18 protein-coding genes are annotated in these 15,739 nt (G+C 72.9%); 10 read left to right on the top strand and 8 right to left on the bottom strand.

Going from position 1 to position 15,739, the window contains the following annotated elements; all coding sequences use genetic code 11:
* Positions 1-9 precede the first annotated feature (9 nt).
* The 7 genes from alr (at position 10) to tsaD (ending at position 5,726) form a co-directional block, all read left to right on the top strand.
* Positions 10-1,128: an alanine racemase gene (gene alr / locus ACK8GG_RS18520; protein WP_440356879.1), complete on the top strand. Its 1,119-nt coding sequence runs from the start codon at positions 10-12 to the stop codon at positions 1,126-1,128.
* Positions 1,125-2,207 (top strand): alpha/beta fold hydrolase, encoded by a 1,083-nt coding sequence (locus ACK8GG_RS18515; protein WP_440352533.1) that lies wholly within the window; start codon positions 1,125-1,127, stop codon positions 2,205-2,207. Before alr ends, ACK8GG_RS18515 begins: the two co-directional genes overlap by 4 nt.
* On the top strand, positions 2,204-2,686 hold the full coding sequence (gene tsaE / locus ACK8GG_RS18510) for a tRNA (adenosine(37)-N6)-threonylcarbamoyltransferase complex ATPase subunit type 1 TsaE (protein ID WP_440349766.1): 483 nt from the start codon (positions 2,204-2,206) through the stop codon (positions 2,684-2,686). The genes ACK8GG_RS18515 and tsaE overlap by 4 nt, the downstream gene beginning before the upstream one ends.
* Before the next feature lie 69 nt (positions 2,687-2,755).
* Positions 2,756-3,454 carry a uracil-DNA glycosylase gene (gene ung, locus ACK8GG_RS18505; RefSeq protein ID WP_440352534.1) on the top strand — a complete coding sequence of 233 codons (699 nt, stop codon included), beginning with the start codon at positions 2,756-2,758 and terminating at the stop codon, positions 3,452-3,454.
* Between the two features lie 60 nt (positions 3,455-3,514).
* The gene (gene tsaB / locus ACK8GG_RS18500) at positions 3,515-4,213 is read left to right on the top strand and encodes a tRNA (adenosine(37)-N6)-threonylcarbamoyltransferase complex dimerization subunit type 1 TsaB (RefSeq protein ID WP_440356878.1); all 699 of its coding nucleotides are present in this window, start codon (positions 3,515-3,517) and stop codon (positions 4,211-4,213) included.
* A 62-nt stretch (positions 4,214-4,275) separates the two neighbouring features.
* Positions 4,276-4,674: a ribosomal protein S18-alanine N-acetyltransferase gene (gene rimI / locus ACK8GG_RS18495; protein WP_440353330.1), complete on the top strand. Its 399-nt coding sequence runs from the start codon at positions 4,276-4,278 to the stop codon at positions 4,672-4,674.
* Between the two features lie 5 nt (positions 4,675-4,679).
* Positions 4,680-5,726, top strand: coding sequence for a tRNA (adenosine(37)-N6)-threonylcarbamoyltransferase complex transferase subunit TsaD (gene tsaD, locus ACK8GG_RS18490; RefSeq protein WP_440356877.1), 1,047 nt, complete (start codon positions 4,680-4,682; stop codon positions 5,724-5,726).
* Positions 5,727-5,922: 196 nt separating this feature from the next.
* Here tsaD and ACK8GG_RS18485 read toward each other — a convergent pair whose 3' ends face one another.
* From ACK8GG_RS18485 to ACK8GG_RS18470, 4 genes are read right to left on the bottom strand one after another with little or no spacing between them, the layout of a single operon-like run.
* Entirely contained in the window at positions 5,923-6,219 is a 297-nt protein-coding gene (locus ACK8GG_RS18485) for a hypothetical protein (protein WP_440356876.1), read from the bottom strand.
* An 11-nt stretch (positions 6,220-6,230) separates the two neighbouring features.
* Positions 6,231-7,280, bottom strand: coding sequence for a toxin glutamine deamidase domain-containing protein (locus ACK8GG_RS18480; protein WP_440356875.1), 1,050 nt, complete (start codon positions 7,278-7,280; stop codon positions 6,231-6,233).
* Between the two features lie 2 nt (positions 7,281-7,282).
* A complete protein-coding gene (locus ACK8GG_RS18475; RefSeq protein WP_440356874.1) occupies positions 7,283-7,606 on the bottom strand; it encodes a hypothetical protein in 324 nt (107 codons plus the stop codon).
* 14 nt (positions 7,607-7,620) lie between these two features.
* Complete coding sequence (locus tag ACK8GG_RS18470; protein ID WP_440356873.1) at positions 7,621-8,148, bottom strand: YbaB/EbfC family nucleoid-associated protein; 528 nt, start codon at positions 8,146-8,148, stop codon at positions 7,621-7,623.
* A 69-nt stretch (positions 8,149-8,217) separates the two neighbouring features.
* On the opposite strand from ACK8GG_RS18470, the gene ACK8GG_RS18465 reads away from it, so the two are divergent.
* The 3 genes from ACK8GG_RS18465 (at position 8,218) to ACK8GG_RS18455 (ending at position 12,009) form a co-directional block, all read left to right on the top strand.
* On the top strand, positions 8,218-8,472 hold the full coding sequence (locus ACK8GG_RS18465) for a hypothetical protein (protein WP_440349760.1): 255 nt from the start codon (positions 8,218-8,220) through the stop codon (positions 8,470-8,472).
* 82 nt (positions 8,473-8,554) lie between these two features.
* Complete coding sequence (locus ACK8GG_RS18460; RefSeq protein WP_440356872.1) at positions 8,555-10,255, top strand: ABC transporter transmembrane domain-containing protein; 1,701 nt, start codon at positions 8,555-8,557, stop codon at positions 10,253-10,255.
* Complete coding sequence (locus tag ACK8GG_RS18455) at positions 10,252-12,009, top strand: ABC transporter ATP-binding protein (RefSeq protein WP_440356871.1); 1,758 nt, start codon at positions 10,252-10,254, stop codon at positions 12,007-12,009. Before ACK8GG_RS18460 ends, ACK8GG_RS18455 begins: the two co-directional genes overlap by 4 nt.
* An 86-nt stretch (positions 12,010-12,095) precedes the next feature.
* Here ACK8GG_RS18455 and ACK8GG_RS18450 read toward each other — a convergent pair whose 3' ends face one another.
* Genes ACK8GG_RS18450 through ACK8GG_RS18435 form a run of 4 tightly spaced genes read right to left on the bottom strand, consistent with a single transcriptional unit; the run spans position 12,096 to position 15,669 of the window.
* A complete protein-coding gene (locus ACK8GG_RS18450; RefSeq protein WP_440349757.1) occupies positions 12,096-12,383 on the bottom strand; it encodes a DUF1707 SHOCT-like domain-containing protein in 288 nt (95 codons plus the stop codon).
* Positions 12,384-12,401: 18 nt separating this feature from the next.
* Positions 12,402-13,580, bottom strand: coding sequence for an ROK family transcriptional regulator (locus ACK8GG_RS18445; RefSeq protein WP_440353331.1), 1,179 nt, complete (start codon positions 13,578-13,580; stop codon positions 12,402-12,404).
* 29 nt (positions 13,581-13,609) lie between these two features.
* Positions 13,610-14,869, bottom strand: coding sequence for a sugar ABC transporter permease (locus tag ACK8GG_RS18440; RefSeq protein ID WP_440356870.1), 1,260 nt, complete (start codon positions 14,867-14,869; stop codon positions 13,610-13,612).
* Positions 14,866-15,669, bottom strand: coding sequence for an ATP-binding cassette domain-containing protein (locus ACK8GG_RS18435; RefSeq protein ID WP_440349755.1), 804 nt, complete (start codon positions 15,667-15,669; stop codon positions 14,866-14,868). The genes ACK8GG_RS18440 and ACK8GG_RS18435 overlap by 4 nt, the downstream gene beginning before the upstream one ends.
* Between the last annotated feature and the right edge of the window lie 70 nt (positions 15,670-15,739).

Genomic DNA, 15,739 nt, shown 5'->3' with positions numbered 1-15,739 from the left:
CTGAGCAGCATGTGGCAGGCCGAGGTCCGGGTCGATCTGGACGCGATCCGTGAGAATGTCGCCCGGCTGAAGGCCGGCACCGGCGCGGAGCTGATGGCCGTGGTCAAGGCCGACGGGTACGGCCACGGCATGATCCCGGCGGCGCGGGCGGCGCTGGATGCGGGGGCGACCGCGCTCGGTGTCTGCACCATGGACGAGGCACTGACACTGCGCCGGGCGGGGATCACCGCCCCGGTGCTGGCCTGGCTGCTGGCTCCCGGGCTGCCGCTGCACGAGGCGGTCGCCGCCGACATCCAGCTCGGCACGGCGGGTCTCGACCAGCTCGCCGAGATGACCGCGGCCGCGCTCGTGGCCGACCGGCCGGCCCGGCTGCACCTCAAGATCGACACCGGGCTCTCCCGGGGCGGAGCGACCGCCGCCGAATGGCCCGCCCTGGTCGACGCGGCGGCCAAGGCCGAGGCCGACGGCCTCATCGAGGTGGTCGGCCTCTGGAGCCACCTCGCCCACGCCGACGCGCCCGGCCATCCCACCATCGACCGCCAGCTCGCGGCCTTCACCGAGGGGGTCGCCCTCGCCCGGCGCGCCGGGCTGCGACCGCGGTACCGGCACCTGGCGAACTCGGCCGCCACCCTGACCCGACCGGACACCCACTTCGACCTGGTCCGCCCCGGCATCGCCATCTACGGCCTCTCACCGGTGCCCGGCGAGGACTACGGGCTGCGCCCGGCGATGACCGCCCGCGCCCGGGTGACCGTGACCAAGCGGGTCCCCGCCGGCAGCGGCGTCTCCTACGGCCACACCTACACCACCGACCGGGAGACCACCCTGGCCGTGGTGCCGCTCGGCTACGGCGACGGCGTGCCCCGGCACGCCTCCAGCCGCGGCCCGGTGCAGCTCGCCGGCGAGGTCCGCACCATCGCCGGCCGGGTCTGCATGGACCAGTTCGTCCTCGACTGCGGCGACGACCCGGTCGCCCCCGGCGACGTCGCGACGCTCTTCGGCAGCGGCGCCCACGGCGAACCGACCGCCGACGACTGGGCGGCGGCCGTCGACACCATCAACTACGAGATCGTCACCCGCCTGGGTGGCAGCCGGGTGCCGCGCCACTACGACGGCGAGCGCGAATGAGCGCCCGGCGGCCGCGATCGAGACTGGCGCGTACCGTCGGGTTCCTCGGGGCCGCCGGCGGGGTGGCCGCCGGTGTCGCCGCCGGTCTGGCCGCCGAACGGGCGCTGGTGCGCCGCGCCAAGAACGCCCCCGGCGACCCGTACGCCGCCGAGGAGTTCGGCCGCCACCGCTACGACGAGGCGTTCCTGCTGGAGATGCCGGACGGCACCGACATCCAGGTGGAGGTCGTCGAGCCGTCCCGGCCGGTGGCGGGTGCGCCCACCGTCGTCTTCGTGCACGGCTTCTGCCTGGACATGGGGACCTTCCACTTCCAGCGCAACGCCCTCACCGAGCAGGGCACCCACCGCATCGTCTGCTACGACCAGCCCGGCCACGGCCGCTCCGGCCGGCAGGAGACCGGCGAGTACGACCTGGCGGTGCTGGGCCGTACCCTCCGCGCGGTGATCGACCGCACCGCCCCCGAGGGTCCGCTGGTGCTGGTCGGCCACTCGATGGGCGGCATGACAATCATGGCCTTCGCCGAGCTCTATCCGGAGCTCTTCGGCGACCGGGTCGTCGGCGTCGTGCTGATGGCGACCTCCGGTGGCCTGCTCTCCGAGACCCGGCTGATCGCGCCGGCGCTGGTGAACCGGGCCGGCTCGCCGCTGCTGTTCATGCTCAGCAACGCCACCCGGGTCGGCGGGAAGACGATCGACCGCACCCGGCTCGCCGCCTCGAACGTGGCCTGGCTGCTGACCCGCAAGTACGGCTTCGGCACCGACCGGCCCAGCCCGGCCCTGGTCTCGTACGTCGAGTCGATGAACTCGCGCACCTCCGCCGACACCGTCACCCGCTACCTGCGGACCCTGCTCAACCACTCCCGGCACCCCGCGCTGGCCGCGCTGGCCGGCGTCCCCGTGCTGATCATCGTCGGGGAGAAGGACATGATCCTGCCGGTGCGGCACTCCGAGGAGATCCTGCGGCGGCTGCCACAGGCGGAGTACCTCAAGATCGCCGACAGCGGCCACGCCGTCATGCTGGAACACCCCGAGCCGGTCAACGTGGCGCTGCTCGACTTCCTGGAGAGGCTGCCCGGATGAGTCATGTCGTGGAGGCGCCGACCCTCGAGGCCACCCAGGCCTTCGGGTCCCGGCTCGCCGGGCTGCTGCGCGCCGGCGACCTGGTGCTGCTCACCGGGCCGCTCGGGGCCGGCAAGACCGCCCTGGTGCAGGGCATCGGCGCCGGGCTCGGCGTGCAGGGGAGCGTCACCTCCCCGACCTTCGTGATCGCCCGGGTGCACCGCCCCGATCCGGCGCGCGGCGGCCGGCTGACGCTGGTGCACGCCGACGCGTACCGGCTGGGAGACGCCACCGATCCGCGCGCCGAGATCGACGACCTGGACCTGGACGCCTCGATGGAGGAGTCGGTCACCGTCGTCGAGTGGGGCGCGGGGATGGTCGAACAGCTCGGCGAGGGGCATCTGCAGGTGCGCATCGACCGCCGCGACGACGACACCCGGGTGCTGCGGTTGTCCGGCGTCGGCGGCGACTGGGAAGCGCGCCTCACCGCACTGGGCTGACGGCCGCAGCCGATCCTGTCGGGCCGGGCTGATAGGAAAGGGGCCGCACCGCCCGTCGAAAGGTTGCCGATGTCCGACGCTCCGAGTCTCGATCTGACCGCCCTGCTGCCGCAGCCGTGGCGCACCGTGCTCACCCCGCACCTCGACCCGGAGCGCACCGCCGCGCTCGGCGCCTTCGTCGCCGGCGAGTACGCCACCGCCACGGTCTTCCCGCCGATCGAGGACCTCTTCTCGGCGTACCGGCTCTGCGAACCGCAGGAGTGCCGGGTGCTGATCCTCGGCCAGGACCCGTACCACCGGGCCGGTCAGGCGCACGGGCTCAGCTTCAGCGTCCGTCCCGGGGTGACGGTGCCGCCGTCGTTGCGCAACGTCTTCAAGGAGCTCGGCGAGGACGTCGGGGTGCCGAAGCCGGCCAACGGTGACCTGAGCGGCTGGGCGGCGCAGGGGGTGTTGCTGCTCAACTCGGTGCTGACGGTGCGCCAGGCCAGCCCCGGCTCGCACGCCGGCCGCGGCTGGGAGGAGTTCACCGACGCCACCATCCGGGCCCTGAACGCCCAGGACCAGCGGGTGGTCTTCCTGCTCTGGGGCGGCTACGCCCGCAAGAAGGCGGCGCTGGTGACCAACCCGGCGCACGTGGTGCTGGAGGCCGGGCACCCGAGCCCGATGAACCCGCGCGGCTTCCTCGGCAGCCGCCCGTTCAGCGCCGCCAACAAGGCGCTCGCCGACGCCGGCCTGCCGGAGATCGACTGGGAGCGCACCGCCGGCTGAACCCGCCCCCGGCCGGGGCGTCGCCGAGAGTGGGCGGCGGCAGGGATAGGCTCGTAAACCGTGTTCGTACTCGTGCTGGACTCCTCGACCCCGGCGGTGACCACGGCCCTGGTGGCGGTGACCGCCGACAGCGTCGACCCGTGCGCCGCGCGCCGTACGGTCGATGCCCGCGCCCATGGCGAACTGCTCGCCCCCCAGGTCGCCGAGGTGCTGGCGGAGGCGGGCGTGCGCGCCGCCGACCTGGCCGCGATCGTCGCCGGGCTCGGCCCCGGGCCCTTCACCGGTCTGCGGGTCGGGCTGGTCACCGCCGCGAGCATGGGTCAGGCGCTCGACATCCCCACGTACGGGGTCTGCTCGCTGGACGCGCTCGGCGTCCCGGCGGCCGACGGCGTGACTGCGGTAAGGGGCGCGCCGGTGCTGGCGGCGACCGACGCGCGGCGCCGCGAGATCTACTGGGCGGTCTACGACGGCAGCGGTGCGCGCATCGTCGGCCCCGGTGTCGACACCCCCGCCGTGGTGGCCGGGCGGGCCCGTGAGCTGGGGGTGACGGCGGCCGCCGGCGACGGCGCGCTGCGCTACGCCGACCAGCTGGGCCTGCCGGTGGGCCCCGAGCCCCGCTACCCGGACCCGCTGGCGCTCGCCGCGCTCGCCGCCGACCGGGTTCGCGCCGGCGCTCCCGGCGAGCTCCTCACCCCGCTCTACCTGCGCCGCCCCGACGCCGTTGCCGGCGCGGGCGCCCGCAAGTCGGTGCTGCAGTGACAGTCGACGCGAGCGTCGGGGTGGAGCTGACCCGGTTCCGCTGGTGGCACATCGACGCGGCGATGCCGATCGAAGCGGACCTCTTCGGCGCCGAGCGGTGGACGCCCGGCATGTTCTGGAGTGAACTCGCCGGCGGCCACCACTACATCGCCGCTTTGGACGCCGACGGCAGCCTCGCCGGGTACGCCGGGCTGGCGGTCGCCGACGACGAGGCCTGGGTGCAGAACATCGCCGTACGCCGGGACGCCCAGCGCCGCGGCATCGGCCGGCAGTTGCTGCTGGCGCTGCTGGCGGAGGCGGAGCGCCGGGGCGCACGCAACGTCCTGCTGGAGGTCGCCGCCGACAACGCCCCGGCCCAGCGCCTCTACGCCACGTACGGGTTCGAGCCGATCGGGATCCGCCGCGGCTACTACCAACCGAGCAACACCGACGCGCTGATCATGCGCCGGCAGGGGGAGTGACCACGATGGCTGACGAGCCGCTGATCCTCGGCATCGAGACCTCCTGCGACGAGACCGGCGTGGGGATCGTCCGCGGGCACACCCTGCTCGCCGACGCGCTCGCCTCCAGCGTCGACCAGCATGCCCGCTTCGGCGGGGTGGTGCCGGAGGTCGCCAGCCGGGCACACCTGGAGGCGATGGTCCCCACGATGGAGCGGGCGCTGGCCGACGCGGGCGTCACTCTGGCCGACATCGACGCGATCGCCGTCACCGCCGGCCCCGGCCTGGCCGGGGCGCTGCTGGTCGGCGTGGCCGCCGCCAAGGGCTACGCGCTCGCCGCCGAGAAGCCCGTGTACGGCGTGAACCACCTCGCCGCGCACGTCGCCGTTGACACCCTCGTGCACGGCCCGCTGCCGGAGCCGGCGATCGCCATGCTGGTCTCCGGCGGGCACTCCTCGCTACTGCTCGTCGACGACCTCGCCCACGGGGTGACCCCGCTCGGCGCGACCATCGACGACGCGGCGGGGGAGGCCTTCGACAAGGTCGCCCGGCTGCTCGGGTTGCCATTCCCCGGCGGCCCGCCGATCGACCGGGAGGCCCGCTCCGGTGACCCGGCCGCGATCGCCTTCCCGCGCGGTCTGACCGCGCCGAAGGACCTGGCGGCGCACCGCTTCGACTTCTCCTTCTCCGGGCTCAAGACCGCGGTGGCGCGCTGGGTCGAGGCACGTCAGCGCGCCGGTGAGCCGGTGCCGGTCGCCGACGTCGCCGCCAGCTTCCAGGAAGCGGTGGTCGACGTGCTCACCGCCAAGGCCGTCGACGCCTGCCGCGAGCACGGCATCTCCACCCTGGTCATCGGCGGTGGCGTGGCGGCGAACTCGCGGCTGCGGGCGCTCGCCGAGCAGCGTGCGGCCAAGCACGGCATCGCCGTACGGGTGCCGCCGCCGCGGCTCTGCACCGACAACGGCGCGATGGTCGCCGCCCTCGGCTCGCACCTGGTCGCGGCCGGGGTCGCGCCGAGCCGGCTGGACCTGCCGGCCGACAGCGCGATGCCGCTGACGGTGGTCAGCGTCTAGGGCCGAGGGTGGTCTGCTCCTGCGCCGACCACCGGGACTTCACCCAGGTCGACCGCCGACCCTGGTGGTTACGCCCGGAGGCCACGGCCGTAGCTCCTCGTACGCTTGCGGGCCGGCCGCAGCCACTGCGCCGTTTCCGACAGATGCCCTCCGACACCAGGTGGTCGATGGTGGAGTTGTCCTGAACGGCGCGGCGTCAGATGCGTAGGGTCGGGGCCGGATTGGGGCGGTTGCGGAACGAGCGGTCCATCGCCACGGTGACCGACGGAAGCCATTCCAGGGCACCGCTGGCCTTGACCACCGTCGGCACGGCACCGGCGACGGCGAACGATATGTCGTCGTCGATCAGATACTCCCGGGCGCCTACCTCGAAGACGTACCGCTGGTCGTTTTCGGTGATCTGTCGGTCATCGAGGCAGTAGGTGCCGAACGGCCAATCCGGCTCGGTGGCCTGACGAACGATCTCCCGAGCTTCTTCATACGTGACCGTCATGTCGCGCAATCCTATTCCACGGGGCGGACGAACTCAGAGAGCGTGCTCGGCGTCTCGACGTCGTCCAGCCGAACGAAGCGGGTAGCCCCTCCCAGGTCGAAGTAGCCTGCGGCGTCGGCCATGCCGTTCTGGCCATCAATGAAGCGAACTTCGCCGCCGACGTTTTCCACATTGAACACGTGAGCACCGTTGCCGTTCCACTTGATGTAGACCACACCTCGTGAGCCGGGGCCGAAATCCTTGAACGCGCTTTCGATGTCCGGGCGAGACGCAGGAGTGAACTGGCGGCCCCACGGGCCCTCGACTGCGTCCAAAGGACGGCCCAGGAAGGGGTGGTACTGGTCAGGCAGGGCCGTCGCCTCGACATCGATGCCCCGCCGCCGCAGTTCGTACGCCTGCACGCAGTGGGTGCAGTTGGCCGAGTAGTGCGGGGTGCTTGTGTCGAACTTCGGGTTGACCCGCTTCAGGTCATCCGCGATCTGCTTCTCGACCTTGCGGGCGGCGCGTTTCGCACCCCCCGTGCGGACCAGCTTGAGCAGCTTCTTCGCCTGCTCGAGGATCTGCTTGAGCTCGGTCTGCACCTGTTTGACGATTTGTTTGACCAGGCGCTGGCAGATGATCCGGGTGGCGGCGATGAAGCCGGGGACGGTCGCGGTCGACGCGCCGAAGGTCGCCACCGCGGAGGCGATCGCCATGGTGACCTGCACCAGTAGGACGATGAGCTGGATGATGAAGGCGATCTTCATTGCCAGCGTCATCGCCGCAAAGATGATCAGAACGCTGCCGATGAGCTGCGCGGCGATCGCGTCCTCGAGCAGCCGCGTGCGGGGCCCGTCGTCCCGATCCCACCACTGCCGGAACGCGTCGGCGGTGGTGCCGGAGTTGTACTGGGTGACCGCGTCGGCGGCGGCGTTGGCGCCTTGGCCGGCGGCTTGGAGCCGGGCGCCGAAGGCCAGCCACTGCTGCCCGGCTGCGAAGAGCAGCTCCTCGTCGGCCTGCGGCCAGTCCAGGCCGATCCAGCTGAGCGGTTCGGTCAGCTCCGCGGGAAGTTGCAGGCCCATCCTCAGCCCCCCAACTGACTGCTCAGGGACTGGAAGGCCTCGCTTGAGCTCTCGTCGGCCTCGATCACCTGCTGAGCCCACTCGGCGAGGTTTTCGGCCGCGGTCAGCAACTGCTGCACGTGCGAGCCGTACGTGTCGAGGGCGTGCGTCAGCACCTCGGCGTAGACGGCACCGAAGACGGTGCCGGGTTCGTCGGCCCCCCACGGGTTGTCACTGGTGACGGTGGCGGTCAGTGAGGTCAGTCCGTCGTCGAGTTCCACCGCGACTCCGGCGATGGACTGGGCGGCTCCGGCGAGGACCTCCGGCTCGGTCTGCATCGGCTGCACTGCGATGCCTCCGTTCAGCTGCGGCGATTGAGCCGGTCCGCCAGTTGCTGTGCGGTGGCGGTCAGGTCGTCGAGGCGGCGCCAGGCTCCGTTGCCGATCTCGTCGACCAGCGGCCCCAGATCAGCCGGCAGCGGCGGTGGCACCGCGGTGAGCTCTTCCTGGATGACCGCCTGCACGTCGGCGCGGGCGACGCGGAACGCCTCCTGGATCGCTTCGGCCAGGTCGGCCGACGATAGCCGCATCGCGCGCGGGTCGAGCGCTAGCTCCACCAGGTCGCCCGTGCCGTCGACGGTGAGGCGCACCAATCCGTCGGCCGCCTCGGCGGTGGCCTGGGCGGCGGTGAAACGATTGAGGAAGTCGGGGCTGGGCCCGGGACCGGCCACGGATGCCGCCATCCAGATTGTCCTTTGTGGAGCTGTCGCGACTGTCGAGTTGCAGCAGCCTAAAGCACTGTCGTCCCCTTTGTCTGTCCCGATCTGCCGCGCAACCGACACGGCAACCGACACGGCAACCGACACGGCGATCGACACGGTGAGTCGCAAGCTGCGCCGCCCCTCGTCGTCGGCGTGTAGCGTTTCGTGGGCAGTGGGGGCGAGCGGGGGGAGTACGGCGTGATCGTGCGGATGTGGGAGGCGCGGGCCGAACCGCACGGCTTCGCCGACCTGATCACCTGGGTCTGCGACACCGCCCTGCCGCAGTTCGAACACAATCCGCTCCACGTTTCCAGCGAAGTCTTCTCCTCCACCGACAACCGGGTGGTCGTCATCTCCAAGTGGCGCAGCAACCCGGAGCAGATGCCGGCCGCGCCGGTGATGCTGGTGGCCCGGCCGCCGCACTCCTGGGACTTCACTCAGGTCGACCGCTGACGCGCCGCGGGGTGTGACAGCCACCCCACCAGCGGAAATTGAGTAGCCGAGTGGGGTGGCGGTCCCATAGTTTCCCCCTACTATGCGGTCCTTACCCGTGCCCGACCCCGGCACTCCGAACCACCGGTCGGCGACCGGATTCCTGCTCTGGCAAGCCGCGCGAATCTGGCCGACCCTCGCCGGGGGCATCGCGCTGGCGACGGTGTGGATGCTGACGCTGGCACTGCAGCCGGCGGTGCTCGGCCGGGCCATCGACGCGGGGCTGACGCAAGGCGACCGCGGCGAACTGATCCGCTGGGCGTCGATCCTGCTCGCCCTCGGTGTCGGGCAGGCGATCACCAGCATCATCCGGCACCGGTTCGCGGTCTTCAACTGGCTCGCCTCGGCGTTCCGTACCGTGCAGAACACCACCGATCACGCGAACCGGCTCGGCGCGACGCTGCCCAAGCGGGTCGTCGCCGGCGAGGTCGTCAGCATCGGCACCAGCGACATCGCCCACATCGGCAGCGCGCTGGACATCCTCTCCCGGGGCATCGGCTCGGTCGTGGCGATCGTCGTCGTCGCGGTGATCCTGCTCAGCACCTCGGTCCCGTTGGGCCTGGTCGTGGTCTTCGGGGTGCCGCTGCTGATGGCGGTGGTCGGCCTGCTGATCCGGCCGCTGCACCGGCGGCAGGAGGCGTACCGCACGCAGCAGGGCAAGCTCACCGGCCGGGCCGCCGACATCGTCACCGGGCTGCGGGTGCTGCGCGGCGTGGGCGGGGAGTCGGTCTTCTCGGCCCGCTACCGGACACAGTCCCAGCAGCTGCGCCACGACGGCGTACGGGTGGCACGGGTCGACTCGCTGCTGGAGGCCGCCCAGGTGCTGCTGCCCGGCATCTTCATGGTGCTGGTGACCTGGCTCGGTGCCCGCTTCGCCCTGCGCGGCGTCATCAGCGTCGGTGAACTCGTCGCCTTCTACGGCTACGCCGCCTTCCTGGTGGCACCGCTGCGCAACGTCACCGAGATGATCGACAAGGTCACCCGGGGGCATGTCGCCGCCCGGCGGGTGGTGGCCCTGCTCAGACTGCGGCCGGAGTTCACCGATCCCGCCCGCCCGGCCGCCGCACCCCGGCCCGGTGGCGACCTGGTCGATCCGGAGTCCGGGTTGGTCGTTCCGGCCGGCCGGCTGACGGTGCTGGCAACCGCGACCCCCGCCGACGCCGTACGGGTCACCGACCGGCTCGGCCGCTACACCGACTCGGAGGCGACGCTGGCGGACGTACCGCTGCGGGATCTGCCGCTGGAGACGGTCCGGGAGCGGATCCTGGTGGCCGACAACGACGCCCGCCTCTTTTCCGGTGAACTGCGGGCGGAGCTGGACCCGCACGGGCGGGCCGACGACGCCACCGTCGCGGCGGCCCTGGCCGCGGCGGGCGCCACCGAGATCGTCGACGGGCTCGCCGACGGCCTGGCGACCCGGATCGCCGAGCGCGGCCGGGAGTTCTCCGGTGGCCAGCAGCAGCGGCTGCGCCTGGCCCGGGCGCTGGCCGCCGACCCGGAGGTGCTGGTGCTGATCGAACCGACCAGCGCCGTCGACGCCCACACCGAGGCCTACATCGCCGCGCGGCTGGCGGCGGCACGCCCCGGCCGCACCACCCTGGTCTGCAGCACCAGCCCGCTGCTGCTCGACCGCGCCGACCACGTGGTCTTCATGTCCGACGGCAAGGTCGTCGCCGAGGGGACGCACCGCGAACTGATGGCCGAGCCGAGGTACGCCGCGGTGGTCAGCCGGGAGGAATCATGAGCACGGCCACCATCCTGCCCATCGCCGACGGACCCCAGGTCTGGCGGTACGTGCGCAGCCTGGTCCGGGAGCATCCGCGCGCCCTCGGCGGCGCGGTCGGGCTGCACGCCCTCGCCGCGATCGCCGGGCTGGCCGCGCCGCGGCTGCTCGGGGAACTGGTCGAGGCGATCTCCACCGGCACGACCGTCGGCACGGTGGACCGGATCGCGCTCGCCATCGTCGTCTTCGTCGCCGTGCAGGCGGTGCTGGCCCGCTTCGCGCACCTGGCGTCGGCGCGCCTCGGTGAGCGGGTGCTGGCCCAGCTCCGGGAGGAGTTCGTCGACCGGATCCTGGCGTTGCCGCTTTCCACAGTGGAGCGGGCGGGCACCGGCGATCTGCTGACCCGCAGCAGCCGCGACGTCGCCGCGCTCTCCCAGTCGGTGCGGTTCGCCGTGCCGAACGTGCTGATCGGCCTGGTCACCATCTGCTTCGTGGTCGCGGCGCTGCTGCTGGTCAGCCCGCTGCTCACGCTGCCGGTCCTGATCGCGGTGCCGGGGCTGGTGCTGGCGATCCGCTGGTACACCCGCCGGGCGCCGGCCGGATACCTGGCGGAGAACGCGGCGTACGCCGACATCACCGACGGGCTCAGCGAACTGGTCGAGGGGGCGCGGACCACCGACGCCCTGCGGCAGCAGGCCCGGCGCCGTGCGGCGGCCGACGCGAACATCGCCCGCTCGTACGCCGCCGAGCGCTACACCCTGCACCTGCGCACGGTCTTCTTCCCGATCGCCGAGATCAGCTACGCGCTGCCGCTGGCGGCGACCCTGATCCTCGGCGGCTGGTTCTACAGCGAAGGGCGGGTGACGCTCGGCGAGGTCACCGCCGCCGCGCTCTACACGCAGGCGCTGATCGCCCCGCTGACCCTGCTGCTCAACTGGCTGGACGAGGCGCAGGTCGGCGGGGCGTCGCTGGCCCGGCTGCTCGGCGTCGCCACCGCGGCGCGGGCGCCGGAGCCGGCCGGCGCGGCGCCGCGGGCGGACGGCGGGGCGCTGGCGGTGCGCAACGTCAGCTTCGCGTACCAGCCGGGTCGTAACGTGCTGCACGACGTCACGCTGGTGCCGCGTCCGGGGGAGCGGCTGGCGATGGTCGGGCCGTCGGGGGCGGGCAAGTCGACCCTGGGCCGGCTGCTGGCCGGCATCCACCGGCCCGACAGCGGCTCGGTGACCGCCGGCGGGGTTGCGCTGGCCGACCTCTCCCCGGCCGAACTGCGCTGCGAGGTCGCCCTGGTCACCCAGGAACACCACGTCTTCATCGGCACCCTGCGCGACAACGTGGCGCTGGCCCGCCCGGACGCCACCGACGAGCAGGTACGCGCCGCACTGGCCGCCGTTGACGCCCTGGACTGGGCCGAGCAGCTCCCCGACGGGCTGGCCACCGAGGTCGGCGCGGACGGTCACGACCTCTCGGCGGCCCAGGCGCAGCAGCTGGCCCTGGCCCGGCTGGTCCTGGCCGATCCGCACACCCTGGTGCTGGACGAGGCGACCTCGCTGATCGATCCGCGGTCGGCCCGGCACCTGGAGCGCTCGCTCGCCGCCGTGCTGGAGGGGCGGACGGTCATCGCGATCGCGCACCGGCTCTTCTCGGCCCACGACGCCGACCGGGTCGCGGTCGTCGAGGGCGGACGGATCACCGAACTCGGTTCGCACGACGAACTGGTCGCCGCCGGCGGGTCGTACGCCGCGCTCTGGCGTTCCTGGCACGGCGACCGGGACTGACCGGCCGAACGCGGCCGGCGCAGCCTTTGACGGGTGACGGCGAGGACGCGCAGGCCTCGCCGGGTGCCGGTCGGGACGGCGCAGCCTCAGCGGGTGACGGCCATGAAGAGCGCGAGCAGCAGCAGCGCGGCCCCGGCGACGGCGAGCAGGAGCAGCAGCTCCCGTCGGCTCTCGTCGGCGGCCGGCGCCGGGCCGGGGGTGGCCGGCAGGTCGGTGGTGACGGTGGCCAGCTCGCCGAGGGTACGGGCGGCCCAGACCGCGCCGACCCGTTCGGCGTACTCGTCGAGGTTGAGCCGGCCCGCCTCGGTGTGTCGTTGCAGGGCGGTGACGACCCGGTGCCGGTCGTCGTCCGAGGCCCGTGTCGCCGCGTCCATGTCGGACAGGGTAGACCGTCAGACCGCCTCGAGTGGGTCGGCGAGCAGCGGCGCGAAGGCGAGCTCGGCCGCTCCGATGAGGGCGGCGTCGTCGCCGAGTTGGGGGGTGCGCAGGCGCAGCTGTTCGCGGCCGGGCCCGAGGGCCATCTCGGTGAGCCGGCTGCGTACGCGGGTCGCCGAGGCGAGGTAGACGTCGCGCAGGGTGCCCCCGAAGACGACCATCTGCGGGTTGAAGATGTTCACCAGGTTTGCCACCCCGAAGCCGAGCCAGTCGCCGGCCTCGCGGACCGCCGACTGCACGACCGCGGCGTTGCGGCCGGTCGGGCGGAGCACGGCACGCACGGCGCCCGGGCCCCGGACCTCGGGCATCCCGGCGGCGCGCAGCAGCGCCTGCTCGCCGATCTCGGTCTCCCAGCAGCCACGGGAGCCGCAACTGCACGGGTGTCCGCCGGGGCGGACCACCATGTGCCCGACCTCGCCGCCGTAGCCGCCGTGGCCGGTGACCGGGCGGCCGGCGGCGATGATCCCGGCGCCGATACCGACGTCGCCGTGCAGGTAGATGACGTCGTCGCAGCCGACGGCGACGCCGCGGGTGTGCTCGCCCAGGGCGGCGAGGTCGGCGACGTTGCCGACGGCCACCGGGCTGTCGAGCTCCAGTTCGGCGGTGAGTGCCTCACCGAGCGGTTCGTCGAGCCAGCCGGTGTGCGGCGCCAGGCGCACCACGCCGTCGTCGCGGCGCACCAGCCCGCAGACCGCGACCGCGGCGCCGGCGCAGACCGCGTCGGCCGGCAGGCCGGAGCGCATCCGGGCCACCAGTGCGGCGAGCAGCGGCGCTACCTCCTTGGCCGACGTTCCCGGTTCCCGTCCGCATTCGAGCTGGTCGAGCAGCTCGCCGCCGAGACCGATCCGGGCAGCCCGCAGCTGGTCCACCTGGATGCTCAGCGCGAGCGCGTAGACCCGGGACTCGGGCCGGACGACCGGTGAGGGGCGGCCGGCCCGCCCGGTCCCGCGGGGCGCGCCCTCGCTGACCAGCCGGGCCGCCGCCAGGTCGGCGGTGAGCGCCCCGATGGTGCTGCGGTTGAGCCCCAGCGCCGCGGTCAGTTCGGCGCGGGACGTCGGCCCGTGGACGTGGACGTGGCGGAGCAGCGCGCCCAGGTTCTGCCTGCGGATCTCGTCCTGACTCGGCCCTGGGCGCATGGTCATCCTCTGTTCTTCCGGGCCGCTCGTCAGCGGGTCCCGGTGGCGGCTGCGCGCCGCCGCGAGAGCGCGTCGACGCCGGCGGCCAGCAGAAGCACCACCCCGGTCACCATGTACTTGACGCCGGCGCTGTAGTTCAGCAGGCCCATGCCATTGTCGATCACAGCCACCACCGCCCCGCCGAGCACCGCGTCCAGCACCCGGCCCTTGCCGCCGAAGAGGCTGGTGCCGCCGATCACGGCGGCTCCGACCGCGTAGAGCAGCACGTCGCTGCCGCCGGTGTTCGCGTCCACGGAGTTGGCCCGGCTGGCCGCGACGATGCCGCCGACGGCGGCCATGCTGGAGCAGATCAGAAAGCAGGAGACACGGATGCGGTCGATGTTGATGCCCGCCCGCCGGGCCGCCTCCCGGTTGCCGCCAACCGCGTAGATGTGCCGGCCGTACGCGGTGCGGGTGAGCACGAAGGTCCAGACCACCAGGAGCACGGCGATGATCGGCACCACCACCGGCACACCCTTGAGCGAGACGATCAGCACGTTGCGGCTGCGCTCCTGGTTGAGGATGAACACCGCCGCGCCGAGGATCAGGGCCAGTGCGCCGATCCGGCCCCAGACGACGGCGCGCGGATCGGTGGTCAGGCCGCGGATGGAGCGGCGCCGGTGCCGGGTCAGCTGCACTGTCGCGTACCCGGCCACCGCGAGCGCGGCCAGCGCCCAGCCCAGCGCGGGCGGCAGGTTGCGGTTGGCGACGGCGAGCAGGATGTTGTCGCGGACCGAGATGTTGGTGCCGCCGTCGATCAGCAGCAGCGCGACGCCCTGGAACGCGAGGAAGGCCGCCAGGGTGACGACGAACGACGGGATGCCGATCTTGGCGACCAGGAGGCCGAGGGTCAGGCCGATGACCATGCCGGTGCCGACCGCCGCGGCGACCGCCACGTACCAGGGGTAGCCGAGCACGGTGACGACGTTGGCGAGCACCGCCGCGCAGACACCGCTGGCGAATCCGGCGGAGAGGTCGATCTCCCCGATCAGCAGGACGAAGACCAGCCCCATCGCGATCAGGGTGACCGCCGCCCCCTGGGTGAAGAGGTTCGCGAAGTTGCCGGCGGTGAGGAAGACCGGCTTCATGACGGCGAAGACGGTGCAGAGGACGACCAGCCCGGCCACTGCCGGCAGGGCGCCGATGTCGCCGCCGCGGACCCGCGCCAGATAGCCGCGCAGGTGACCGGCGACGGTCGGCGGGGGCGGGGCGGCCGGCTGGTTCTGCTGCTGCGCCGCGGTCGTGGTCATCGGTCGGCTCCCGAGGTGGTGTCGGCGTACGGGGTGTGGTCTTCGGCGGAGAGGCCGAGCGCACCGCTGCGGCCGGCGGTGATCAGCTCGACTATCTGCGCGTGGGTGATGTCGGTGGTGCGGACCTGGGCGACCATCCGGCCCAGGTAGAGCGCGGCGATGCGGTCGGAGACGGCGAAGACGTCGTTCATGTTGTGCGAGATCAGCACCACGGCGAGACCGTTGTCGGCGAGCCGCCGGACCAGCTCCAGCACCTGCGCGGTCTGGGCGACACCGAGGGCGGCGGTCGGCTCGTCGAGGATCACCAGCCGGCTGTTCCAGAGCACGGCCTTGGCGATGGCGACGGTCTGCCGCTGGCCGCCGGAGAGGCTCGAGACGTGCTGCCGCAGGGAGGTGACGGTGCGTACGCTCAGCCCGGCCAGGGTCTCGGCGGCGAGCTGCTCCATGGCGGCCTCGTCGAGGACCAGGCCGCTGCGCTTCTCCCGGCCGAGGAACATGTTCTGCACGATGTCGAGGTTGTCGCAGAGCGCGAGGTCCTGATAGACGACCTCGATGCCGAGGTCGGCGGCGTCGCGCGGGGAGCCAATCTGCACCGGCCGACCGTCGAAGACGACCTCACCGGCGTCCGGCGGGTGGATGCCGCTGATGCATTTGACCAGGGTGGACTTGCCCGCGCCGTTGTCACCGACCAGGGCGGTCACCTCGCCGGCGTGGGCGGAGAAGGCGATGTCCCGCAGTACCTGGACCGGGCCGAAGCTCTTGTCGATTCCACGCAGCTGCAGCAGGGCGGAGGTGGACATTGTGGTGCTCCTTTGCGCGGGCGGTGGCGAGGTGGGTGCCGCCCGGCGCCGCGGGGGTGACGGCGCCGGG

The organism is Melissospora conviva (assembly GCF_049523535.1).
GTDB lineage: Bacteria > Actinomycetota > Actinomycetes > Mycobacteriales > Micromonosporaceae > Melissospora > Melissospora conviva.
Note: the sequence above shows the minus strand (reverse complement) of the source record. Positions and strands in the feature narration are given on the sequence as shown.